The sequence below is a fragment of the Actinoplanes sp. CA-142083 genome, from assembly GCF_050942195.1.
In the GTDB taxonomy this organism is placed as follows: Bacteria; Actinomycetota; Actinomycetes; order Mycobacteriales; family Micromonosporaceae; genus Actinoplanes.
The window spans coordinates 9,701,523-9,724,343 of the sequence record NZ_CP192076.1; the positions used below are offsets into that span (position 1 = coordinate 9,701,523).

General features: G+C 71.7%; 25 protein-coding genes. 12 read left to right on the top strand and 13 right to left on the bottom strand.

Features of this window, described 5'->3' with window-relative positions; genetic code table 11:
* Nucleotides 1-146: 146 nt before the first annotated feature.
* Nucleotides 147-1,841 carry a nitrite/sulfite reductase gene (locus tag ACQPZX_RS44675; RefSeq protein ID WP_433370008.1) on the bottom strand — a complete coding sequence of 565 codons (1,695 nt, stop codon included), beginning with the start codon at nucleotides 1,839-1,841 and terminating at the stop codon, nucleotides 147-149.
* A 330-nt stretch (nucleotides 1,842-2,171) separates the two neighbouring features.
* On the opposite strand from ACQPZX_RS44675, the gene ACQPZX_RS44680 reads away from it, so the two are divergent.
* Entirely contained in the window at nucleotides 2,172-3,629 is a 1,458-nt protein-coding gene (locus ACQPZX_RS44680) for a glycosyltransferase family 39 protein (protein ID WP_433370011.1), read from the top strand.
* Here ACQPZX_RS44680 and ACQPZX_RS44685 read toward each other — a convergent pair.
* A complete protein-coding gene (locus tag ACQPZX_RS44685) occupies nucleotides 3,626-5,176 on the bottom strand; it encodes a sensor histidine kinase (RefSeq protein ID WP_433370014.1) in 1,551 nt (516 codons plus the stop codon). The two genes, ACQPZX_RS44680 and ACQPZX_RS44685, sit on opposite strands and share 4 nt — an antisense overlap.
* A gap of 10 nt (nucleotides 5,177-5,186) precedes the next feature.
* Nucleotides 5,187-6,224 carry an SIS domain-containing protein gene (locus ACQPZX_RS44690; protein ID WP_433385857.1) on the bottom strand — a complete coding sequence of 346 codons (1,038 nt, stop codon included), beginning with the start codon at nucleotides 6,222-6,224 and terminating at the stop codon, nucleotides 5,187-5,189.
* A 162-nt stretch (nucleotides 6,225-6,386) separates the two neighbouring features.
* Here ACQPZX_RS44690 and ACQPZX_RS44695 point away from each other — a divergent pair, with 162 nt between their 5' ends.
* Nucleotides 6,387-7,982 (top strand): tetratricopeptide repeat protein, encoded by a 1,596-nt coding sequence (locus ACQPZX_RS44695; protein ID WP_433370017.1) that lies wholly within the window; start codon nucleotides 6,387-6,389, stop codon nucleotides 7,980-7,982.
* Here ACQPZX_RS44695 and ACQPZX_RS44700 read toward each other — a convergent pair.
* A complete protein-coding gene (locus ACQPZX_RS44700; RefSeq protein ID WP_433370020.1) occupies nucleotides 7,979-8,194 on the bottom strand; it encodes a biotin/lipoyl-binding carrier protein in 216 nt (71 codons plus the stop codon). The genes ACQPZX_RS44695 and ACQPZX_RS44700 overlap by 4 nt on opposite strands.
* A gap of 130 nt (nucleotides 8,195-8,324) precedes the next feature.
* On the opposite strand from ACQPZX_RS44700, the gene ACQPZX_RS44705 reads away from it, so the two are divergent.
* The gene (locus ACQPZX_RS44705) at nucleotides 8,325-8,399 is read left to right on the top strand and encodes a 50S ribosomal protein bL37 (RefSeq protein ID WP_369814844.1); all 75 of its coding nucleotides are present in this window, start codon (nucleotides 8,325-8,327) and stop codon (nucleotides 8,397-8,399) included.
* Nucleotides 8,400-8,457: 58 nt separating this feature from the next.
* Here ACQPZX_RS44705 and rsrA read toward each other — a convergent pair whose 3' ends face one another.
* From rsrA to ACQPZX_RS44730, 5 genes are all read right to left on the bottom strand, one after another.
* Entirely contained in the window at nucleotides 8,458-8,745 is a 288-nt protein-coding gene (gene rsrA / locus ACQPZX_RS44710) for a mycothiol system anti-sigma-R factor (RefSeq protein WP_433370023.1), read from the bottom strand.
* 6 nt (nucleotides 8,746-8,751) lie between these two features.
* Nucleotides 8,752-9,549: a sigma-70 family RNA polymerase sigma factor gene (locus ACQPZX_RS44715; RefSeq protein ID WP_433370026.1), complete on the bottom strand. Its 798-nt coding sequence runs from the start codon at nucleotides 9,547-9,549 to the stop codon at nucleotides 8,752-8,754.
* A gap of 69 nt (nucleotides 9,550-9,618) precedes the next feature.
* Nucleotides 9,619-10,221, bottom strand: coding sequence for an alpha/beta hydrolase family protein (locus ACQPZX_RS44720; protein WP_433370029.1), 603 nt, complete (start codon nucleotides 10,219-10,221; stop codon nucleotides 9,619-9,621).
* A gap of 33 nt (nucleotides 10,222-10,254) precedes the next feature.
* The gene (locus ACQPZX_RS44725; RefSeq protein ID WP_433370032.1) at nucleotides 10,255-10,650 is read right to left on the bottom strand and encodes a WhiB family transcriptional regulator; all 396 of its coding nucleotides are present in this window, start codon (nucleotides 10,648-10,650) and stop codon (nucleotides 10,255-10,257) included.
* A gap of 192 nt (nucleotides 10,651-10,842) precedes the next feature.
* Complete coding sequence (locus tag ACQPZX_RS44730; RefSeq protein ID WP_433370035.1) at nucleotides 10,843-11,535, bottom strand: SOS response-associated peptidase; 693 nt, start codon at nucleotides 11,533-11,535, stop codon at nucleotides 10,843-10,845.
* 87 nt (nucleotides 11,536-11,622) lie between these two features.
* Here ACQPZX_RS44730 and aroA point away from each other — a divergent pair, with 87 nt between their 5' ends.
* From aroA to ACQPZX_RS44765, 7 genes are all read left to right on the top strand, one after another.
* Nucleotides 11,623-12,915 carry a 3-phosphoshikimate 1-carboxyvinyltransferase gene (gene aroA / locus ACQPZX_RS44735; RefSeq protein WP_433370038.1) on the top strand — a complete coding sequence of 431 codons (1,293 nt, stop codon included), beginning with the start codon at nucleotides 11,623-11,625 and terminating at the stop codon, nucleotides 12,913-12,915.
* Nucleotides 12,852-13,988 (top strand): ribosome small subunit-dependent GTPase A, encoded by a 1,137-nt coding sequence (gene rsgA, locus ACQPZX_RS44740; protein WP_433370041.1) that lies wholly within the window; start codon nucleotides 12,852-12,854, stop codon nucleotides 13,986-13,988. Before aroA ends, rsgA begins: the two co-directional genes overlap by 64 nt.
* Before the next feature lie 51 nt (nucleotides 13,989-14,039).
* Complete coding sequence (gene hisN, locus ACQPZX_RS44745) at nucleotides 14,040-14,843, top strand: histidinol-phosphatase (protein ID WP_433370044.1); 804 nt, start codon at nucleotides 14,040-14,042, stop codon at nucleotides 14,841-14,843.
* Between the two features lie 74 nt (nucleotides 14,844-14,917).
* On the top strand, nucleotides 14,918-15,784 hold the full coding sequence (locus tag ACQPZX_RS44750) for a hypothetical protein (RefSeq protein WP_433385860.1): 867 nt from the start codon (nucleotides 14,918-14,920) through the stop codon (nucleotides 15,782-15,784).
* 23 nt (nucleotides 15,785-15,807) lie between these two features.
* The gene (locus ACQPZX_RS44755; protein WP_433370047.1) at nucleotides 15,808-16,398 is read left to right on the top strand and encodes a sugar O-acetyltransferase; all 591 of its coding nucleotides are present in this window, start codon (nucleotides 15,808-15,810) and stop codon (nucleotides 16,396-16,398) included.
* A 301-nt stretch (nucleotides 16,399-16,699) separates the two neighbouring features.
* Complete coding sequence (locus ACQPZX_RS44760; protein WP_433370050.1) at nucleotides 16,700-17,392, top strand: anti-anti-sigma factor; 693 nt, start codon at nucleotides 16,700-16,702, stop codon at nucleotides 17,390-17,392.
* A gap of 22 nt (nucleotides 17,393-17,414) precedes the next feature.
* Nucleotides 17,415-17,972: a DUF5709 domain-containing protein gene (locus ACQPZX_RS44765; RefSeq protein WP_396028221.1), complete on the top strand. Its 558-nt coding sequence runs from the start codon at nucleotides 17,415-17,417 to the stop codon at nucleotides 17,970-17,972.
* Between the two features lie 3 nt (nucleotides 17,973-17,975).
* Here ACQPZX_RS44765 and ACQPZX_RS44770 read toward each other — a convergent pair whose 3' ends face one another.
* Both ACQPZX_RS44770 and macS read right to left on the bottom strand, forming a co-directional pair.
* Nucleotides 17,976-18,614 carry a response regulator gene (locus tag ACQPZX_RS44770; protein ID WP_433370053.1) on the bottom strand — a complete coding sequence of 213 codons (639 nt, stop codon included), beginning with the start codon at nucleotides 18,612-18,614 and terminating at the stop codon, nucleotides 17,976-17,978.
* Nucleotides 18,602-19,735, bottom strand: coding sequence for a MacS family sensor histidine kinase (gene macS / locus ACQPZX_RS44775; protein WP_433370056.1), 1,134 nt, complete (start codon nucleotides 19,733-19,735; stop codon nucleotides 18,602-18,604). The genes ACQPZX_RS44770 and macS overlap by 13 nt, the downstream gene beginning before the upstream one ends.
* Before the next feature lie 42 nt (nucleotides 19,736-19,777).
* On the opposite strand from macS, the gene ACQPZX_RS44780 reads away from it, so the two are divergent.
* Both ACQPZX_RS44780 and ACQPZX_RS44785 read left to right on the top strand, forming a co-directional pair.
* Nucleotides 19,778-20,218, top strand: coding sequence for an ATP-binding protein (locus ACQPZX_RS44780; RefSeq protein WP_433385863.1), 441 nt, complete (start codon nucleotides 19,778-19,780; stop codon nucleotides 20,216-20,218).
* A 74-nt stretch (nucleotides 20,219-20,292) separates the two neighbouring features.
* Nucleotides 20,293-21,192, top strand: a complete 900-nt coding sequence (locus ACQPZX_RS44785; RefSeq protein WP_433370059.1) for a carbohydrate-binding protein — start codon at nucleotides 20,293-20,295, stop codon at nucleotides 21,190-21,192.
* A 4-nt stretch (nucleotides 21,193-21,196) separates the two neighbouring features.
* On the opposite strand, the gene ACQPZX_RS44790 is transcribed toward ACQPZX_RS44785, so the two are convergent.
* A complete protein-coding gene (locus tag ACQPZX_RS44790; protein ID WP_433370062.1) occupies nucleotides 21,197-22,423 on the bottom strand; it encodes a chitosanase in 1,227 nt (408 codons plus the stop codon).
* Nucleotides 22,424-22,497: 74 nt separating this feature from the next.
* Nucleotides 22,498-22,758: a hypothetical protein gene (locus ACQPZX_RS44795; protein WP_433370065.1), complete on the bottom strand. Its 261-nt coding sequence runs from the start codon at nucleotides 22,756-22,758 to the stop codon at nucleotides 22,498-22,500.
* Between the last annotated feature and the right edge of the window lie 63 nt (nucleotides 22,759-22,821).

Consider the following 22,821-nt stretch of genomic DNA (forward strand, 5'->3'; position numbering starts at 1 on the left):
AGCTCCCTTGGACAGCAACCCGTTGAACTTGACCGTGAAAACCCGCGCGCAGGAATGGCACTCCCACGCGCCGTGCGATGCCTCGTTGGGGAAGAGGTTCTCCTCCCCGCAGTAGGGGCAGTACAGGGGTGTCGACCGGGCGTCGCTCATTTGACGAGCTCCTCGTCGGCGCGGACCACCCAGTTGGCGAACGTCTCCTGAGCCGACGACCGGTCGGCGAGGTAATTGGTGGCCAGGCGCTCCACGTACCCGGGAAGCTCCTCGGCCGTGGTCTTGAGACCCCGGACCTTGCGCCCGAATCCGGCGGTCTCGCCCTTGGCCATGCCGAGCGCGCCGCCCAGGTGCACCTGGAAGCCCTCGACCTGCTGCCCGTCGGCGTCCATCACCAGCTGGCCCTTGAGGCCGATGTCGGCGACCTGCGTGCGTGCGCAGGCATTGGGGCAGCCGTTGATGTTGATCGAGATGTCGGCGTCGAAGTCGCCCAGCCGCTGCTCGAGCCGCGACACCAGCTCCTCGCCGCGGGCCTTGGTCTCGACGATCGCGAGCTTGCAGTACTCGATGCCGGTGCAGGCCATCGTGCCGCGCCGCCAGGCCGAGGGCCGCGCCTCGAGACCGATCTCGCGCAGTCCACCGATCAGCGACTCCACCCGATCGTCGGCGACATCCAGGACCAGGAGTTTCTGGTACGGGGTGAGCCGCACCCGCGCCGAGCCGTGTTGTTCCGCGATGTCGGCGAGCCGAGCCAGCTGGGTGCCCGAGGAACGGCCCACGACCGGGGTCGCCCCGACGTAGTTGAGCCCGTCGCGCTGCTTGTACACGCCGATGTGGTCGATCGGCTTCTCGGGCAGGTCGGGCGAGGGGCCGTCGATGAGGGCGCGACCGAGGTACTCCTTTTCCAGCACCTCGCGGAACTTCGTGACACCCCAGTCGGCGAGCAGGAACTTCAGGCGGGCGCGGTGCCGCAGCCGGCGGTAGCCGTAGTCGCGGAAGATGCTGACGACGCCCTCCCAGACGTCCGGGATCTCCTCGAGCGGCACCCAGGCGCCGAGCCGCTCGGCCAGGCGCGGGTTGGTGGAGAGGCCGCCGCCGACCCAGAGGTCGAAGCCGGGGCCGTACTCGGGGTGCTCGACGCCGACGAAGGAGACGTCGTTGGCCTGGTACGGCGTGTCGACCAGCCAGCCGATCGTCGTCTTGAACTTGCGCGGCAGGTTCGAGTACTTCGGGTCGCCGATGTAGCGCTTCAGGATCTCGTCGATGGCCGGGGTGGCGTCGACCACCTCGTCGACCGAGATGCCGGCGACCGGGCTGCCGAGCACCACACGGGGGCAGTCGCCGCAGGCCTCGGTGGTCTGCAGGCCGACCGCCTCGAGCCGCCGCCAGATCTCCGGGACGTCCTCGACGCGTACCCAATGCAGCTGGATGTTCTGCCGGTCGGTGATGTCGGCGGAATCGCGGGCGAACTCCTGCGAGATCCCGGCGATGGTGCGAAGCTGATCGAGGCTCAGCGCCCCGCCGTCGATACGGACCCGGAGCATGAAGAACTTGTCCTCGAGCTCCTCGGGCTCGAGAACGGCGGTGCGACCGCCGTCGATGCCTTCCTTGCGCTGGGTGTAGAGACCCCACCAGCGGAAGCGGCCACGCAGGTCGGCCGGGTCGATCGAGTCGAAGCCCCCATGCGCGTAGATGTTCTCGATACGCGCGCGGACGTTGAGCGGGTTGTCGTCCTTCTTGCTGCGCTCATTGGGGTTGAGCGGCTCGCGGTGTCCGAGCGCCCACTGGCCCTCGCCGCGCGCCTTACGGGGGCGGGCGGTCGGCGTACCTGGGGTGCTGCTGGGCGCCATGTCGGCGGTCCTCCGGGATTAGTGGGCGCGTTGGACGCTCACGGCACCTGTGGAGGCTCGTGACATCTGTGTCAGGAGAGTGCCGGCCGCGTCTCGCGCCCGAACTCAGATCGGGCGGCGTCAGTAAGCCGGACACATCGCGCTGCGGACACGGCCGTAGTCCACGTGGCGGCGGGCCACGAAGCGGCGGTCAACTGCAGCGGTCATGTCGAACAGCCTCTCACGCGCGGGCATTCTCGGCCAGTGCGGTCCAGATTCCGGGAGTGTGCGCAGCAGCACATCGGGTCCTGGTCGCCGCTCGCTGGAGCGCACCTGTCACCCTCTATCCCCGTGGCAACAGCGAAGCTCGTCCCGGCGTGGGTGCGGGCCCAGGTCTGCTGGCTCGTCCCGGCCGTGGTGACCTGGCTGGTGGTGGGCTACGAGCTGGGCCGGCCGCAGCCGTGGCGGGACGAGATCGCCAGCTGGAGCGCCGCCACCCGGACCGTGCCGGAGATCTTCGCGCTCGGCCGCCACATCGACGGCGTCCTGGTGCCGTACTACCTGTTCCTGCACTGGTGGATCGGCCGGCACGGCGACGCGGTGGCGGCGATGCGGATCCCGTCGCTGCTCGCGATGGTCGCCACGGCGGCCGCGGTGGCGCTGCTCGCCCGCCGGTTCTGGGGCAACCAGGCGGGCCTGCTCGCCGGGCTGGTGTTCGCGGTGCTGCCGGTGGTCACCCGCTACGGCCAGGAGATTCGGGGGTACGCGTTCGCCGCCCTCTTCGCCACCCTCGCCACCCTCGCCCTCGCCTCGGCGCTGGAGAAGTCCCGGTGGTGGCGCTGGGTGCTGTACGGCGTGTGCGTCGCGCTGATCGGCCTGTCCCACCTCGTCGCCGTGCTGATCCTCGGCGGGCATCTGGTCATGGCGATCGTGCTGGCCTGGTGGTTCGGCCGGTGGCGGCTGCTGTGGTGGCTGATCGCGGCGGCGGCCGGGGTGGCCACGGTGCTGCCGCTGACCTTTCGCGGGCTCGGTCAGCAGGCCGAACAGCTCAGCTGGCTCGACGCGGCCACGCCGGAATCGCTCGCCAACCTCGGCACGGCGGTCTTCATCGCGCCGCTGACCGGCGGGATGGTGGCCGGGCTCGCGGTGGCGGCGCTGTGGCGGGAGAGGGCCGCGGCGGCGGTGCTGCTCTGGATGTCGGTGCTGATTCCGGTGGGGCTGCTTTACGCGTACGACCAACTGGTGGCGCCCATCTTCGTCGGGCGATACCTGCTGTTCTGCGTACCGCTGCTGTGTGCCCTGGCCGGCGCCGCGCTCTCTATCCTCCGCCTGCCGGTCGCGGCGGTGGCCGTGGTGGCGCTCGCCGCCATCGGCCTGCCGACGCAGGCCGCCATCCGCCGGGACCACTCGAGCTACGACTACCCGGCCGCCGCGCAGGTGATCCTCGACGCGCAGCGGCCCGGCGACGGGGCCATCTACGAGCCCCGCGACGACTGGCAGTCGGTCGACCTCGGGCTCGGCTACTACCTGCGCGACCGGGCGCCGCGCGACCTGCTGCTCGCCTCGGACGAGGTGGACAACGCGTCGCTGTGGGCGACCGAGTGCCAAGACGAGATCAAGTGCATCGGGAACACGAACCGGATCTGGGTGGTGGCGGCCGACAACCTCGACCCGCCCTTCCGCGCGACCCCGACGAACCAGCTCGGCTACGCGACGAAGGCGCTGCTCAAGGCGTACTTCGTCCCGATCGTGACCTACCGCGTGGGCGGCTTCACGATCGCGCTCTTCGTCCGGCCGCCGGTGGTCTAGCGCTTTCCGAGGGGCACGACCAGGACCGCCTCGGTGCCGCCGCCGGACCGGTTGCGCAGCTCGATGCTGCCGCGCAGCTCGCCGGTGGCCAGCGCGCGCACGATCTGCAGCCCCAGCCGGCCGCTCGAGTCGGCCTGGAACTCGTTCGGCAGGCCCTGGCCGTTGTCGGCGACCGTGACGTGCAGCTGCTTGCGGAAGCGGTGCGCCGAGACGATCACCTCGGCGGCCTCCCGCTGGGGATCGGGCTCCTCGATGTCGTCGTCCTCGGACGCCGGGAAGCCGTGCTCGACCGCGTTGATCAGCAGCTCGTTGAGCACCATCACCAGCGAGGTGGCGATCTCGGCGGGCAGCACCCCGAAGGTGCCCTCGCGCCGCATCTTGACCGCGGTGCTGGTCGCCGCGACCTCGGTGGCGGCGCTGGCCACCCGGTCGACGATGCCGTCGAACTCGACCGCCTCGTCGCTCGACATCGACAGCGTCTCGTGCACCAGCGCGATCGAAGCGACCCGGCGCACCGACTCCTGCAGCGCCATCCGGGCCTCGGGCGCGTCCACCCGGCGGGCCTGCAGGCGCAGCAGCGCGGCCACGGTCTGCAGGTTGTTCTTCACCCGGTGGTGGATCTCACGGATGGTGGCGTCCTTGGTCATCAGCGCGCGGTCCCGGCGGCGTACCTCGGTGACGTCGCGGACCAGCACCAGCGCGCCGATCGGCACCCCGGCCGGCAGCAGCGGCAGCGCCCGGGTGAGCACCGTCGCGCCGCGGGCCTCGACCTCCTGCCGGGGCGGGAACTCGCCGCGCAGCGCGGCGAGGATCTTCTCCGCGGTGTCGTTACCCTCCAGCGGGTCGGCGGCCAGCCGGCTGGTCAGCGTCGACAGCTCCTCGCCGACCAGGTGCGCGTTGAAGCCGAGGCGGCGGTAGGCGGACTGCGCGTTCGGACTCGCGTAGGTCACCTTGCCGCTCGCGTCGAGCCGGATCAGCCCGTCGCCCACCCGCGGCGCCGAAGTCGTCTCGCCCGGGTGCCGCGGCGGCGGGAACGTCCCGTCGGCGACCATCTGGGCCAGGTCGTCGGCGGTGGTCAGGTAGTTGAGCTCGAGCTGGCTCGGGGTGCGGGCGGTGGACAGGTTGGTGTCCCGGCCGATCACCGCGATGACCTCGCTCCAGCCCTCCTCCCGGTCGTGCTGGCCGCGCAGCCGCACCGGGATCGCCTCGTGCCGGGCGGGGGTGTCGCCGTACCAGACCGGGTCGCCCTCCCGCCAGATGCGCTCCTGCGTGAAGGCGATGTCGAGATGCGCCACCTCGGGCCCGCCGACGATCTTGCCGACCTGGTCGTCCTGGTACGCCGTCGGGGCCGTCGTCGGCCGCACCTGGGCCACGCAGAGGAAGTCGCGCGGCCGGCCCGGCTCGGCCTTGACCGGCACCCACATCAACAGGTCGGCGAAGGAGAGGTCGGACAGCAGCTGCCAATCGCCGGCGAGCCGGTGCAGGTGGTCGATGTCGGCCGGGCCGAGGCCGGTGTGCTCCTCGGCCAGATCACGCAGGGTGGACACGCCTTCAGTTCTACAGGGTTGTCGTTACCTTCTTGAGTCCGCGCGGCGAGTCGGGGTCCTCGCCCCGGGCCAGCGCGAGCGCCAGGGCCAGCTTCTGCAGCGGCAGGATGTCGAGCAGGGCGCTGTACCGCTCGTCGGCGACCGCGGGCACCGCCAGCCGGCCGGAGGCGCCCTCGACATCCTCGGCGCCGATCGTCACGACGTCCGCGCGGCGCTCGGCCAGGCGGCCCACCACGTCCCGCATCGACTTCCCGCCCGGGCCGTCGCCGACCACGGCCAGCACCGGCACGTCCGGGTCGGTCATCGCGAGCGGGCCGTGCAGCAGGTCGGCGCCCGAGAAGGCGAGCGCCGGCAGATAGGAGGTCTCCATGAGCTTCAGCGCTGCCTCGCGAGCGGTCGGGTAGGCGTACCCCCGGCCGGTGGTCACCATGCGGGAGGCGAACCGATAGCGCTGGGCCAGCGCGTCGGCGGCCGGGTCGCTCAGCGCGTCCTCGGCGAGCTGCGGCAGCTTGTCCAGCGCCGCCCGCTCGTCGTCGGGCAGCCGGCCGTCGCCGGCCCGGATCCCCTCGATCAGGAGCAGGAGGGCCAGCAGCTCGGCCGTGTAGGTCTTGGTCGCCGCGACCGCCCGCTCGTGCCCGGCGGCCACGTCGATGGAGAGCTCGGCCGCCCGGGCGAGCGGCGACTCGGGGTTGTTGGTGACCGCGAGGGTCAGGCCACCGGTCTCCCGGGCCGCGCTGAGCACGCCGGTGAGGTCGGGCGAGCCGCCGCTCTGGCTGACCCCGATCACGAGCGTGTCGCGGAAGTCGGGCCGGGCGCCGTACAGCGTGATCGCGCTCGGCGAGGCGCTGGCGACCGGCAGGCCGAGCCGGATCTCGGTGAGGTACGCCCCGTAGAGGGCCGCGTGGTCGGAGGTCCCCCGGGCCACGAACATCACACTGCGCGGCTTGCGCCGGGCCACCTCGGCCGCGATCCCGGCGATCGCGCCGGAGTGCGGACCGTCGAGCAGACGGGCGAATCCACCCGGTTGTTCCGCGATGTCCGCCGCCATTCCCTGGCCCCGCTGCACCACGTGTTCCTCCCCTGTTGAGCGCTTCTCGCGCAGATCCTGCGCAGTCTTGCAAGAAAGAGCTTATAGAGTCAATGTTTCGCGCACCAATGAGCATGCCCCGGTACTGACATTCAGGGCTGTCTTCCCTTACTGTTCTCGTTCGTGGATGTTCGCCGTGCCGCCGACCGCGCTCTTGAGCAGGCAAGATCCGCTTTGGCGAGCGACGAGCCGGAACGGGCTGCCGACCACCTCGCCGGAGCGCTGACCCACGCGCCCACCCTGCCCGAGGCGCATGAGCTGCTCGGACGCCTCGCCGCGCAGCCCGGCGGAGGCCTCGATCTCTTCCCCCTGGCGCCGCACGTGTCGGCCGGTGGCCTGGCCGCCCGCGCCCACCTGCTCGCCGCCGCCGGCCGCCCCGAGGACGGCCTGCCGCTGCTGGCCGCCGCGAGCGGGCGCGCCCCCGCCGCCGACTGGGCCGGCGTGCCCTGGGTCGGCGACCCCGCCCTCGGCGTGCGCATCGAGCCCGGCCTGCTCGTCCAACTTCTCATGCGGCTGTGCACCGCGGTGGGCGATCCGGCCCCGGCGCCCACCCGCACCACCCTGAAGCCCTATCTGGCCGTCGCCCGGCACGCGATCGCCGCCCACCCCGAGCACGCCATGCTGCTCGGCGCCGGGTCCGCGCTCGCCCGCCGCATCGGCGAGACGACGCTGGCCGTCGACTGGGCCGCGCGCGGCGCCCGGTCCCGCCCGTCCAAGCTCGCCGAGATCTGGCTGGGGTACGCGTACCGCAGCGCCGGCCGGGTCCCCGAGGCCCTCGCCGCCCTGCGCCGGGCCGTCGCCCACGACCCCGATGACCTCTCCGTCTACGCCGACATCGCCGGCACGCTGGCCGACCACGGCCGCCTCGAGGACGCGCTGAACTGGGTCGACCGCGCCCTCGAGCGCGACCCCGAGTACGACTGCGCCGTGCACACCGCGCACCGGCTGCGTCACCGCGCCGACGGCGACCTCGCCCATCTGGTCCGGCTCGCCGACTTCATCCGCGACCACCCCGACGAGTCGCACGAGCACACCGACCTCGCCGACTGCTGCCGCGAGGTCCCGTGGCTGAGCGGTGTGCCCGCGGCGGCGCCGCTGCCCCGGGGATCGGCCGCCACCGGCATCTGGTCGCACAGCCGGCCCGGCCCCGCGGCCAAGCCCGCGCCTTCGCCCTCGCCGACGCCTTCGCCGTCGGCCGAGGCCGTCCGCCGGCTGCGCCAGGTCGCCTCGCTCTCCTGGGCCCATCCTCCGGCCGCCTACGACGCCGCCGTCCAGCTGATCATGGTGCGCCCGGCGGACCTGCTGGCGCTGCTCACCCGCCCGCCGGCCGACGTGGCCGCCCCGGAGATCTGGGCCTGCCTCGGCCTGCTGCACCACGGCACCGACGAGCCCTGGCTCGACTCGGAGCGCCGCCGGCGGCTGCTCGAGCTGCTCGACGGCGGGCTCGACCGGGTCACCGAGGCCGCGCTGTTCGCCCTGATCGTCTCGGCCTGGATCGACCCGTCGGCGCGCGCCGACGTGGCCGCGATCGTGGCCGGCCGGCTCGCCGAGGTCGCGGGTCGTCCGGGCGCGCGCTCGGTGGCCGAGCTCGCGCTCGCCACTCCCGACCTGCCGCAATCCGCACGCGAGACCGCCACCGGCATGGCACGCACGGCCGTCATCCCACGGCAGCGCTCACGCGCCCGCAGCCGCCTCCTGCTCAGGTGGAGACGGGACTAACCGATCACGGCGATCAGGTCGCCCTCCTGCACGACGTCGCCCTCGTTGACGGCGAGCTCGGCGAGGGTGCCGTCGGTCTCGGCCACCACCGGGATCTCCATCTTCATCGACTCGAGGATCACCAGCGTGTCGCCCTCGGCGACGGTGTCGCCCTGGTGCGCGACGACCTTCCAGACATTGGCCACCATCTCGGCGCGGATCTCGTCGGCCATCGGGGAGCTCCTCTTCGTCGAGCGGTCAACAGCGTCATCAAATCACGGATCTGTGCCGGGCGAGTCCCGGGCCACGGGACGCGCCGATTACCATCGGCGCGGGAAACAAGCCACGAACAGGAGTCCAACCATGGCTAAGAAGTCGCGCAAGAAGAAGGCTCGGAAGAAGAGCGCCGCGAACCACGGCAAGCGCCCCAACAGCTGAGGTTGGGCCTTGGACGCGAGAAAGCCCCGGCGCCGCCGGGGCTTTCTCTATGTCTGACTTATGGGAGGTACTCCCGGGTCTCGACCTGGACCTCGAGCTGGTCGAGCTTGACGCGCAGGCGCTCGCGCAGCTCCTTGGGCGCCGTCTCGTCGCCGCAGCAGCGGGCGACCAGCGCCTTCACCTCGTGCTCGATGCCGTACTCGCGCAGGCAATGAGTGCAGTCGTCCAGGTGCTTCTGGATCAGCGTGCGCCGATCCTCGCTGCACTCCAGATCGAGGTAGAGGTACACCTCTTCGAGTACCTCACCGCAATCGGGCTCGTGCTCCTCGCCGTTCACGCCGCTCATCTCGCGTCACGCCTCCTGCGGTTCCGAAGCGGTCCGGGTGATGCCCCGGTCTGCGGCGTACTGCTCGAGCAGCTTGCGCAGGTTGCGCCGACCGCGGTGCAACCGGGACATGACGGTGCCGATGGGAGTACCCATGATGTCGGCGATCTCCTTGTACGAGAAGCCCTCGACATCGGCGAGGTACACGGCGAGCCGGAAATCCTCCGGCAGCGCCTGCAGCGCGTCCTTGATGTCGCTGTCGGGCAGGCGGTCCAGCGCCTCGGTCTCGGCCGAGCGCAGACCCACCGACGTGTGCGACTCCGACGAGGCGAGCTGCCAGTCGGTGATCTCCTCGGTCGGCGCCTGCACGGGCTGACGCTGCTTGCGCCGATAGGAGTTGATGTACGTGTTCGTGAGGATCCGGTAGAGCCACGCCTTGAGGTTCGTACCCTCTTCGAACTGGTGGAACGCGGAGAACGCCTTCAAGAACGTCTCCTGCACCAGGTCTTCGGCGTCCGCCGGATTGCGCGTCATCCGCAGACCCGCCGCGTACAGCTGGTCCACGAACGGCAGCGCGTCACGCTCGAAGCGCGCCCGGCGCTCCTCCGTCCGTTCTGTCTGGGCCACCCGCATCTCCCCCCTCGACCGGGTCGAGGATACGGGTAGTGCCCCACTGGAAGCTTCAAAAACCGGCGGTGTGCTGACACTCACCGATGGGCTGGAGGGCGAACGCTCGGCCGCGGGCCACTCCGGGGCGGACAAAAGCCCACGCACCCGGGCAACCTCACCAGTGCCACGCTCGACAAACTCGGTTCCGGCTCGCACCTCTGGAAACCCCTTTCGACGTACAAGCTCGCGGGCTGTACAACCGCGGACGCGCAAGTTGCATTCCCGTTACCTTGCCCAGCCGTGGGCGCGGAGCCAGTCGACCGCGAGCGTCGCCGTGGTCCTGACGTCCTTCCTGAGGTCGTGGGTGGCGCCGGGGCGCACGATCACCTCGACCTCGCCGGCCGGCTCGGGCACGCCGAACGGGTCCCGGTCGCCGTTGAGCACCAGCGTGGGCAGGCTCGCGGGCAGCTCGCCGGCCCGGCTCTTGTCCGGCTTGCCCGGCGGATGCAGCGGGAACGCCAGCGCGAGAACACCCGCGGCGCCGAGGGTGGTCGAGGTGCGGCAGGCGACTCGCGCACCGCTCGACCGCCCGCCGAAGATCAAGGGCATTTCGCGTACGGCGATGCGCTCGATCACCGCGGTCCACGCCTCGTCCAGTTGCCCGGCCGGAGCCGGCGCCCGCCTCCCGGCCATCCGGTACGGCTGGGTGACGAGCACGACGCGCACGCCCGCGGCGCAGGCGGCATCGCGCACCGCGGCGAGATCGGGCGCGTCGACGCCACCGCCGGCGCCGTGCCCGAGAAAGAGCATGCTGACGGGCGGCCCGTCGGGATCCACGATGCGAATCCCGGCCGGGCCGCGCGGCGTGTCGATCTCGGTGCTGGTCACCGCCCTATACAAGCAGAGCGGCGTACCCGAAGGTCAGCGTGAGATAGGAATAAGGGTGAGCAAACGACGGTCTTCCTCGTCGGGGCCGTCGTCGACGGCTTCGCCGTCGGGCCGGACCCGCTCCCGCCAGGCGACCAACATCGCCCGCCTCTCGCGCGGCGTGGTGCCGCCCCAGACCCCGTGACAGTCGCCGACCTGCAGTGCCCAGGCCAAACAGGGCCCTTGCACCGCGCAGGTCCCGCATAGAGCGACCGCGCTCTCCGACGGCTCGTTCGGAGCCGGGAAGAACGTTTCCGGGTCGACGCTGTTGCAGGCGCCTCGTGTGCGCCAGGCTTCGTCCGAGCGTCGTTCCTGGATTGCTGCGAGCAGTCGTGGGTCGCGTCGTGCGATGGCTACCTCGTGCGGACGCGGCATACGTGCCCGTGTCATCAGCCCACCTCCCCCGTGGGACCGGTGTTGCGCGTGGTAACCCGTCCGCACCGTGCGAACCGGCACCACTCCGGCGCTGGTTTGTATCGCACGGTAGAAGATCAGAACAAGGGGCTTATCTATCTCGAAACAAAGTTCGCCTTTGAAAAAGCCTACATATGCTGACAAAAACCCCCGCTTTTCATACAACTCTCAGAAAAGCTTTGCCTCCGCGGGCGGCTCCAGCAGGTGGGGGCCGTTGTTGCGCACGTTGCCCACCGCGGGGCCCACCGGGCGCAGCTCGATGGCCTCCAACTCACGCTCGGTCATCGGGCGTAGCAACCCCTCCGCGTCGCCGCCGTCGCCGTCGTTGTCGCCGCCCAGCCAGGCGGACCAGCGGTCGCGCGGGAGGATCAGCGGCATGCGGTCGTGCACGCGCTTGAGGTGGCCGGTCGCGGCGGTGGTCAGCACGCTGCAGGTGAGCAGCGACTCGGGACCCCACGGCGCCCAGATGCCGGCGAACGCGAGCGGCGAGCCGTCGGCCGGAGTCATGTAGTACGCCTGCTTCTGCTTGCCGTCGCGGAGCCACTCGAACCAGCCGTCGGCCGGCACCAGGCAGCGGCGCCGGGCGAACGAGGGGGCGAACGCCGGGGACGTGGCGACGGTCTCGGAACGGGCGTTGATCATGCGGGCCGCGCCGCGGGTGTCCTTCGCCCACGGCGGCACCAGGCCCCAGCGGGCCTTGTCGAGCACGCGGGCGTCGTGGCTCAGCGACAACCGCACGACCGGCACCGGGTCGGTGGGCGCGACGTTCCAGCTCGGCCCCAGGCCCTCGGTGACGTCGACCGCCTCGAAGAGATCGCTGAGGTCGGCCTCGCTCCGCGTCGTCGCGTACCGCCCGCACATGGTGCGCAACGGTACGCCTCCCGCCGTTCGCGGCGCTGTCCCGCCGGGCGGGAATCCTCCGGGGAAATGTCGTACTCCGAAGGCAGAATGGCCACCGTGACCGCTGAACCTCGCCCCTGGCTCGCTCCCACCGCGTCCGCGCCCGTCACCGCCTCCGTGCGGCTGCCCGGCTCCAAGTCGATGAGCGCCCGCGCGCTGATCCTCTCCGCTCTCGCCGACGGCCCCTCGGTCATCGAGCGGCCGCTGCGCGCCCGAGATACCGAGCTGATGTCGGCCGGCCTGCGCGCGATCGGCGTCGCGGTCGACACGAGCGACGAACAGCGGTGGCGGGTCGAGCCGGGCGCGCTGCGCGGTCCCGCCCGGGTCGACGTCGGGCTGGCCGGCACGATCATGCGGTTCCTGCCGCCGGTCGCGGCGCTGGCCGAGGGCACCGTCGAGTTCGACGGCGACCCCCACGCGCGCAAGCGGCCGATGGGCCCGATCGTCGCGGCGCTGCGCTCGCTCGGGGTCGCGATCGACGCCTCCGCGACCGGCGGCCTGCCGCTGACCGTGCGCGGGTCGGGCCTGGTCGAGGGCGGCGAGACGGTGATCGACGCGTCGGCGTCCAGCCAGTTCGTCTCCGGGCTGCTGCTGTCCGCGCCGCGCTTCACCAAGGGGCTGACGCTGCGCCACGAGGGGCCGCCGGTGCCGTCCGCGCCCCACCTGCGCATGACCACCCACATGCTGCGCGCCGCCGGCGCCACGGTCGACGAGAGCGTGCCCGACGTCTGGGTCGTCGAGCCGGGCGCGCTGCGCGGCCGCACCTGGGTGATCGAGCCCGACCTCTCGGGGGCCGCGCCGTTCTTCGCGGCGGCCATGGTCACCGGCGGCACGGTCACGCTCGCCGGGTGGCCGACCGAGAGCTGGCAGCCGGTCGGCCAGGTGATCGAGCTGCTGCGCGCGCTCGGCGCCGCGGTCGAGGTGGACGACGCCGGGCTGACCGTGCGGGGCACCGGCACGCTGCACGGCATCACCGCCGACCTGTCCGAGGTGAGCGAGCTGACCCCGGTGATCTCGGCGCTGGCCGCGCTGGCCGACGGGCCGAGCGAGCTGCGCGGAGTGGCGCACATCCGCGGCCACGAGACCGACCGGCTCGCGGCGCTGGCCACCGAGCTGGGCAAGGTGGGCGCCGGGGTCACGGAGTTCCCCGACGGCCTGCGCATCGAGCCGCGGCCGCTGCACGAGTCGGCCTTCGAGACGTACGCGGATCACCGGATGGCGCACGCCGCCGCGGTTATCGGCCTCGCCGTCCCGGGCATAACGCTGACCGACGTAGCGTGTACGTCGAAGACGTTGCCCGAGTTCCCCGAACTCTGGGCGGGACTCGTGGCGAGGAGCTAGGTCTGCCAGCACGCAAGCGGGAGTACGACGAGGACGACGTCCGGATCCGGCCGGCCCGATCGTCGCGCCCGCGCACCCGCACCCGGCCCAAGCACGACGACGCCGTCGACGCGCTGGTGATCACTGTCGACCGTGGCCGCTACGGCTGCGTCGTCGAGGACGGTTCCGCCGACAGCCCGGTGATCACCGCGATGCGCGCCCGCGAGCTGGGCCGCAAATCGGTGGTGGTGGGCGACCGGGTGGCGCTGGTCGGCGACGTGTCCGGGGCGCCCGGCGCGCTGGCCCGCATCGTGCGCATCGCCGAGCGCACGTCCGTGCTGCGCCGCACCGCTGACGACGACGACACCACCCCCGAGGGCCGGCTCGAACGGGTGGTGGTGGCGAACGCCGACCAGCTGGTGATCGTGAGCGCGCTCGCCGATCCGCCGCCGCGCACGGGCTTCATCGACCGTTGCCTGGTCGCGGCGTACGACGCCGACATCGAGCCGCTGCTGTGCCTGACCAAGGCCGACCTGGCCGGCCCGGCGGAGGTGCTCGACTATTACGCCGAGCTCGACCTCCCGTACGTGCTGGTGCAGCCCGACAGCGACCTGGCCGAGTTGCGCAAGCGCCTCGGCGGACAGATCTCGGTCATGGTCGGCCACTCCGGGGTCGGCAAGTCCACCCTGGTCAACCGCCTGGTACCGGACGCGCTGCGGGCGGTTGGCGCGGTGAGCGCGATCGGCAAGGGCCGGCACACGTCGACCAGCGCCGTCGCCCTCCGGCTACCCCCGGTCGGGCGCTCCCGCAAAGATCCCGGCTGGATCATCGACACCCCCGGCATCCGCAGCTTCGGGCTCGCCCACGTCAGCGCCGAGAGCCTGCTGCACGGCTTCCCCGACCTGGTCGAGGGCACCCTCGAGGACCAGCCGAACTGCGGTCACACACCGCAGGACGCCGAGTGCCGCCTCGACGCCTGGGTCGCCGAGGGCAAGGCCGACCCGCGCCGCCTGGCCTCGTACCGCCGGCTGCTGGCCTCCCGTGCCGGCGACCTCGACCCGCGCGACCACCCCGAGTCCGACCCCGCCGCCTGACAGCCCTCGGGGCGGTGGGCGGCCGGGTGCGGATCGGCTAGCGTGCCACGCATGGCCGGATACGCGGATGACCTCTCGCTCGCTCATTTGCTCGCCGACACCGCCGACTCGATCTCGATGGGCCGGTTCCGCGCGCTGGACCTGCGGGTGGAGTCGAAGCCCGACCTGACCCCGGTGTCGGACGCCGACACCGCCGTCGAGCAGGCCATCCGGTCCACGCTCCAGCGCGCCCGGCCGCGCGACGGGGTGCTCGGCGAGGAGTTCGGGCACACCGCGGCGGCCGCCGGCCCCGGGAGCCGCCGCTGGGTGATCGACCCGATCGACGGCACCAAGAACTTCGTCCGCGGCGTGCCCATCTGGGGCACGCTGATCGCGCTCCTCGAGGGGGACACGCCGGTGGCGGGGCTCGTCTCCGCCCCCGCGCTGGGTCGCCGCTGGTGGGCGGCGCGCGGCCACGGGGCGTACGCGGGAAAACATCAGCACGCCGCGACCCGCATCAAGGTCTCCGGGGTGCAGCGGCTGGCGGATGCCAGCTTCTGCTTCGCCAGCCTCGACGGATGGGCCGAGACCGGGCGCCTCGAGGCGATCGTCGACCTGAGCCTGAGCGCCTGGCGGAGCCGGGCCTACGGCGACTTCTACGGGTACATGCTGCTGGCGGAGGGCGCGCTGGACATCATGGTCGAGCCCGAGCTCTCGCTCTGGGACGTGGCCGCGCTGATACCCATCGTCACCGAGGCCGGCGGCACGATCAGCGACCTGACCGGCCGCTCGCCGGGCGACAAAACGGCCGCGATCGCCACGAACGGCGCGCTGCACGAGACGATCCTCACCGCTCTGGCCGGCCCCAAGCGCTGAAACGGTCTTGACGCCAAGGATCCTGGTCTATCGTGCGTCAAGTGGTGACACCCGGCTGGTTCTTCCTCGCCGCCATGATCCTGGCGTACGGGGTCGCCAACCTGCTGCAGTCCGCGGCCGCGGCCCGCACGACGGTGCACCACACCTTCGACCCCGGGCTGCTGGTGCGGCTGGCCGGCCAGCGCACCTACCTGCTCGGCATCGGCTGCCAGACGCTCGGCTTCATCCTGGCCTTCCTGGCCCGGCGCGACCTGCCGCTCTTCCTGGTCCAGGCGAGCGTCGCCGCCGGCCTGGGCGTGACCGCGCTGCTCGGGGTGCTGATCCTCAAGTGGAGCCTGCCACCCGCCGAGATCTTCCTGCTCACGCTGCTCCTGGCCGGGATCACCGCCCTGGTCCTGGCGGCGGAACCGGCGCATTCGCGCCGGCTGGGGCCGGTCGTCGTGGCGCTGCTGGCCGTGTCGGTCCTGGTGATGGGAGTGCTGGGCTTTTTCGCCGTACGCCTGCACGGCGCCGTCGGATCGGTGGTCCTCGGCTCGCTGGCCGGGGTGGACTTCTCGGCCGCCGCGATCGCCGCCCGGCCGCTCGCCAACGAACACTCGGTGAGCGGTTTCTTCACCAACCCCCTGCTCTACCTCCTCGTCATCCACTCCCTGGTCGGCCAGCTGCTGCTCGGCCTCGCGATGCAGCGCGGCTCCACCACGGCCGCGGTCGCCGCGATGGACGCCGCCGGCGCCGTGCCGGCCGCGATCGTGGGCCTGTTGCTGCTGGGCGACCGCATCCACGAGGGCCGCGAGTGGCTGTGCGTGCTCGGCTTCGTGGCCACGCTGGCGGCGGTGATAGGCCTGACCCGCTACGCGGAACCCCAGCATCACCACGCCACCACACCGGCCCGGCGCCCGGACGCCCCCGCGGGATTGCGAGCGGCCACCACGGGTCACTGAGCGTTCGCTGCGAGGATGGGCGAGTGAATCTCGAGGAGCAACGGGCACTCATCTTGTCGGGGCGGATGTACAACGACCTCACGGCGGAGCTGATCGGGGCCCGGGAGCGGGCCGTCCTGCTCAGCGGGGAGTACAACGCGACGTTCGGGCAGGCCCAGGGGGTGCGCGACGAGGTTCTCCGGCGGCTGCTGGGGAGCGTCGGCGACGGGTGCTACTTCGAGCCGACGTTCCGGTGTGAGTTCGGGTTCAACATCCGGATCGGGGACCAGTTCTACGCGAACTTCGACTGCGTGATGCTGGACGGCGCGGAGATCACGATCGGGGATCACGTGCTGTTCGGGCCCCGGGTGGGGATCTACACGTCCAACCATGCGATCGACGCCGGGGAGCGGGTCGCGGGTGGGTGCTACGCCAAGCCGGTGACCATCGGGAGCCGCGTGTGGGTCGGGGGCGGGGTCACGATCAACCAAGGGGTGACCGTCGGGGACGACTCGATCATCGGGTCGGGGAGCGTGGTCACGCGGTCGGTGCCGGCGGGGGTGATCGCGGTGGGGAATCCGGCTCGGGTGCTGCGCGAGATCACCGACGCCGACAAGACCGGCTTCCGCCCCTGAGGCACGAAGGCGCGGGCGGGCGGGTGTGAGTGGGGCGGATCCGGGAACGGGCGTAGGAGAAAGGTCTCGCCGCAGCACTGCCCGGTTGTCGCGGGAGGGACGTCGGGACGGCAGCCATGTCGCGTCGGAGCGGCGGGTTCCTTACTGACCGCGTATCGGAAAAGGAGCGTGACGATCTCACGCAGAGTTAGCGACGCGGGGTTAGGCATGGGTTCGGTGCGTGAGGGTACAGGCGGTTATGTACCGAATGACGGTCCTCCGAAATGCGAAGAGGGGACGCGTTATGCACAATGGAGCGATCATGTCGAGCGAGGTGCGACACCTGGTAGACAGCGCGCGGCCGTTTCCGGTGGTTCGGCTGAGCGGGGTGCTCGATGGGACGACCACCGGGACGGTGCGTGACGTGCTGCTCGACGTGCTCGCGGGGCAGCCTCCGTCCGTCGTGGTCGACGTCGGTGAGCTGGCGATCGGGGAAGCGCAAGCGGTCGGCGTGCTGCGTGAGGTGGCCGAGGCGACGCAGTGGTGGCCGGGGGCGCATCTCACGCTCTGTAACTCGCGAGCGGACGTCTGGCAAGGGCTGGGCTGGGAGCTTCAGAAGGATCCGCCGAAAGAGCCGGACGACGACAAGCGGCTGAGTCTGGAGCTGGAACCGCATGTCAGCGTGGCGCGGCACTGCCGTGAGGTGATCACGGAGACCTGCGAGCGGTGGGAACGGGCTGATCTGGCGGGCAGCGCCTGCATCGTGGCGACCGAATTGGTCAACAACGTGGTGGCGCACGCGCGGACGCCGATGATCGTGTTGATCGCCACACGCAGTGACGGGCTTAGCGTTGCGGTGCGTGACGGGTCGGCGCATTTGCCCGCATATGCGGGGGCGCCGGTCTCGCCCACGGCCTATGGCGGGCGGGGCATGCTGCTGATCGACTCGGTGGCGTCTCGGTGGGGAAGTCTGCTGCTGGCAGACGGCAAAGTGGTGTGGGCGTTACTGAGCTGACTGCGCGGGTAGATTGCGACGCATGCGAGACAACGACTACCCGACCGAGGTGTCCGACCCGGAGTCGTCCGGGCTGCCCGGCACCGCGGATGACGATTCCAACGCCTACGACTCGGTGGAGAGCACCCGCTGGGCCGACGGCGCCGACCCGGCCGCGCTGGCCGGCACCGGGCCGGGGGGCTCCAACCGCTTCGGCGACACCGCCGAGGAGGCGCGGGAGGGCGAGTCCCTCGACTACCGGCTGCGTCAGGAGAGCCCGGATGTCGGGGCGGAAGACCCGATCCCGCAGCGGCGCGACCCGATCGACGAGACGGTCGACAGCTCCGAGCAGCGCGACTTCGACGCCGACGTGTGGGGCGCGAGCCCGACGTCCGACCCGAAATCGCAGATCTCCCTCTACGACGACGGCCAGCTGGACGACGACGACCCCGAGCCGGTGGGCCGGCTGGTCGCGCCCGACGAGGGCTACGGCTTCGACGACGAGGCCGACAGCGTGGCGTACGACGCGGGCGCGGCCGGCGGCGGCGCGAGCGCGGAGGAGCTGGCCATGCACGAGACCAACGCCCCCGACTACGACTGAGGCCTAGTCGAGGCCCTGCTCTATCGCATACCTGGTGAGCTCGACCCGGTTGTGCAGCTGAAGCTTGCCGAGCGTGTTCTGGACGTGGTTCTGCACCGTGCGGTGGCTCAGCACGAGCCGCTCGGCGATCTGCCGGTAGGACAGGCCCTTCGCCACCAGCCGCAGCACCTCGGTCTCCCGTTCGGTGAGCTTCGGCGCGGGTATTTCGGAAGAGGGCGAGACCGCCAGCCGGCGGAACTCGCCGAGCACCAGCCCGGCCAGCCCGGGGGTGAACACCGTGTCGCCGGCCGCGGTGCGGCTCACCGCGTCCAGGAACTCCGGCAGGCCGGCCGACTTGAGCAGATAGCCGGCCGCGCCCGCCTTCACGGCGTCCAGCACGTCCTGCTGCTCGCCGCTGGCCGACAGCATGAGGATGCGCACCTCCGGCAGCTCGGCGCGCAGCCCGTTGATCACCTCGACCCCGGACACGTCGGGTAGTTGCAGGTCGAGGACGACCACATCGGGGTGCGCGGCCGAGGCGATGCGCACCGCCTGGCGGCCCTCACCGGTGGTGGCGACCACCTCGTACCCCGCCGCGGCGAGATCGCGGCTCACTCCCTCGCGCCACATCGGGTGGTCGTCGACCACCATCACCCGGACCATTTGGCCAGCCTAATCTCCACCTCGGTGCCCTCTCCCGGTGCCGACACGATGGCGGTGTCGCCGCCCAGCTCGGCGATGCGCCCGCGGATCGACTGGGCGACACCGAGCCGGCCCTGCGCCTCGGCCTCGGCGAGCCGGTCGGCCGCGAAGCCGGTGCCGTCGTCCCGCACGGTCACGATCACCTCATCGGGATCGTCCTCGAGAAGGATGTAGGTCTTGGTGCCGGCCGGGCAGTGCCGGTCGACGTTGTCGAGGGCGGCGACGACGGCCGCCGCCAGCTCCCTTGCGGTCGCGGCGGGCAGGCGGACCGGTCCGGCGGGCGCCGAGATGGTCACGACGGATGACGCGTACGGCCCCAGCAGCATCCTCAGGTCGAGCTCGGACCCGTCGTCCACGGCCCGCGCCGCGTGCCCGGCCACGAGGTTGCGCAGCGCCGCCTCCTGCTCGCCGGCCAGCCGGGCCAGCTCGCCCGCCTCCCCGTCGAGCCCCTCCCCGCGCCGCTTGACCAGGGCCAGCACCTGCAGCACCGAGTCGTGGATGTCGCGGGCCAGCCGCTCCCGCTCCCGGGCGGCGGCCTCGATCTCGACGGCCCGCTGAAGTCGTTCCTGGGAGACCTCGACGACCCGCACCAGATAGCCGACGGCGATCGCGGCGAGCAGCATGAGCACCGAGCCGGTGAAGGCGGCCTGGTCGTAGTGCGCGCGGACGATCAGGTCGGTGGCGCCCATGATGAGCGCGGCCGCGATGCCGCCCCGGCGTCCACCGGCGACGGCCCAGGCGAGCACGGGCGCGACGTGCCAGGCGACGGCGAGGGTGGGCGTGCCCTTCTCGAGGGCGGCGCGGCCGACGATCGGCACGCTGGCGGCCAGGACCGCCGCGGTGAGCACGAGATCGGCGACGAGCAGCGGGCGCAAGCGGCGGGCGGGATTCGCATACGCGTACGTCGTGTAGAACGTCCAGCCCGCCATGACCGCCAGCACGGGCCAGGCCAGCATGGGCCGCTCGTAGTGCGCGAAGTTCCGGATCACCAGGATCGTGGCGTACGTCAGCGCGGCGATCCGGTACAGCGCGATCGCCCGCCACAGCGGCGCCTGGAACCCGGTGTCCCGCCCCTGACGCATGCGCCGACCATCCCACATCACAGCGACAGCGCGGTGCCCGCCCTGCGGGAAGATCAGACGTCGCCTACCGTCGGAGTCATCGGCACCGAAGTTCTGCTCACCGAGACGTTCGACCACAGCTCGATCACCGCGCTGCGGCACGCCGTCGCGTCCCGGTCGCGCGACGCCGGGCTGGCCGGGGATCGCCTCGACGACTTCGTGGTCGCGGTCAACGAGTTGCTGACCAACGCGGTGCGGCACGGCGGGGGCCTGGGCCGGGTGGCGCTGTGGCGGCAGGACGGCGACGTGGTGTGCGAGGTGAGCGACTCGGGGGCGGGGCTCGCCGTGCCGCGGCCGGCCCCGCAGGTGCGTCCGGCGACCGATCAGCCGGGCGGCTGGGGGCTGTGGCTCGCCGAGGAGTTGACCGACTCGTTCGAGCTCTTCACCGGCAATGGGGGAACGACGGTTCGGGTCTCCAGCCACGTTTCCTTAAGTGAGCCTTAAGTCCGGCTGCCCGATCTTGCCTTTGGCGTGCCCGATCGAGAAAGTCGTGCCTGCTGTTATCTGAGGGGGTCGTGGTGGCACGTCATCGCAGCGGCACGTCGACGTGGCGGGTTCGTCCGCGGGCCGTGGCGGCCCTCGCGGTGGCCACGGCCGGGCTCTCGGTGGCGATCTGGCTGCCGGGCCGCGGCGATGTGGCGTCGGCCGACGTGCAGCGTGGCCGGCCTGCCCAGTTCGGCCGCAGCGTCTTCGAGGACAACTTCGCCGACGCCCCGCTCGACTTCTCGAAGTGGACGCTGCTGCGCGACGACGGCGCTCCGACCGACGGCGGCGCCCGGGTCGAGGACGGCGAGCTCCAGGTCGACCGGCTGCTGCGCAGCAAGCAGCGGTTCACCGACGCGTTCGGGCACGCCGAGGCCCGCATCAAGGTCCGGCGGGAGAACGGCGTGTGGCGGGCGTTCGCCGTGCTCGACGAGAACGGGCGGGTGCCGAAGGGCACGCTCGAGACCATCGACGGCGGCATCGACCCGACCTCGGGGCGCAACTTCCACACGTACGCGATCGACTGGTCGCCGGAGACCGTGACCTGGTCGGTCGACGGCAAGCCGAGCCTGCGGCTGGTCCGCGAGGACGAGGGCGGGTCGCTCAGCCTGGTGCTCAACCTGGCCACGGACGGGCGGTCGGCGTCGCGGATGCTGGTCGACTTCGTCCAGGTGTTCACGAACTCGTCGGAGCCCCCGTCCGGGGAGCCCTCGGAAGAGCCGTCCGCTTCTCCTGAGCCCAGTCCGTCTGATTCTCCTGAGCCCACTCCTTCCGAGTCGGAGGCCCCGGCCCCCGCGGCCTGGGCGGCGTTCACCAAATACCAGGCCGGCGATCTGGTCACCTTCGGGGGTGCGACCTACCGCGTGCTCGAGGCCCACACCTCGCTGCCCGGCTGGGAGCCCACCAAGCTGCCCAATCTCTTCGCCAAGGTGTGAGCGTTCAGCCGATCCGGTAGCGATCCCCGTAGACCTGCCAGGTCAGGGGCCCGGTCAGGTCGAGGTTGCTGCGCCGCAGGAATTGGCGCTGCGCCGTGTCGACCCGCGTGGTGTCGCTGTGCGCCTCCTCGGTGCGCATCTCCCTGACCCGCGCGTCGAGGAAGGCGTCCAGATAGGCGATCTCGTCGCCACCCTGCGCCGGTGATCTCGCCGCCGCCAGCGCCTGCCGGCGGATCCCCTTGAGACCCGATACGCCGTGCATCACCGCGGCGTCGAAATAGGCGAACTGTCCGAGCGCGCGCAGGCCGTCGTCCCGGGCCAGGCGCAGGGCCGGCTGGAAGTACATCCGGTCGCGCTGGTCCTCCTGCACCTTCTGGAAGACGGGGTCGCGGGCGGCGGCCTTCCAGGCCGCGACGAAGCCGGGGTCGAGGCCGGCGTGCGAGTCCGAGCCGTCGACGGTCTTCAAGGCCATCACGTACGGCGTGAGCACGTTGACCGGCTTGCGGCGGACGTACTCGGTGACCACCTCGAGCATGTCCGAGGTGCCTGAGCAGAAGCCGACTATTCCGGCCGTGTAGCCGCGGCCGTCGCCGAGGTCCTCGATGTAGCCGAAGCTGTGCCGCCAGGACAGCGTGGAGTTCTCGGCGCTGGAGACCAGCTCCAACGCGGTCTCCTTCTTGCGCCCGTCGTCCAGCCCGGCGGCGAGCGACCCGACGGCCGTTTTTGATGCGCGGAGCGGTGCGGCGGCCGGCCCATAGGCCTTGACCTCCGCCAACGCGTAACCGCCCGAGTCCCTGGCCGGCACAGTGGCCAGGACCCGGATAAAACGCCCGCGGCCGCCGAGCCGCTTGAGGTCGTCGGCGCCACCGTTGCCTGTCCTCGTCGCGTAGACGCTTGTCCAGTTGGCACCGTCCACCGAGGTCTGCACGCGGTACGCCCGCGCGTAGGCCTTGTCCCAGCGCAGCAGCACCCGGTCGACGTCACGGACCGCGCCGAGGTCGATGCGCACCCATTGCGTGCCCGGGCCGGCGGCGCTCTCCCACCGGCTCGACGGGTTGGAGTCGGTCGCCTCCCCGGCCCGCCACGAGCCGCCGCGCTCCGAGGAGGCGATGGCCGGGCGGCCCCGGGAGATCAGCACGTCGGAGTTCGCGCTCGCGGCGACCGAGATGGCCAGCGGCACACAGAGCACCACGGTGATGCCGGCGCCGAGCGCGATCGTGCGTATCCGCATCCTTCAACGCTAGGTCGGCTCGCGCGGGACCCGCTGCCGATTGCCGGAAAACCACCCCGGGCCGGGCCGCCGGGCTAGGGCTGCTTCTTGCGCCGGCCGCGGCTGATCAAGACGATGGCCAGCACGATCCCGGCGACCACGATCAGGCAGCAGAGGCCGCCGAGAAATCCGAAGAAACCGAAGCCGGAGCGACGCCGGCGATATTTCGCCGCCTCGATCGCGACATCGGCCACACCATTGCCGGCGGCCCAGGCGTGCACCGGCACGACCAGCGTGAGCACCACGCCGGTCACCGCCGCGGCCGCCCGCGACCACCACTTCACCACTGCAGACATGCGTCCCATCCTGACCGATCTCCGCAAGTGACGGCGAAAGCAGGCAGGTTAAATGGGGGAAGA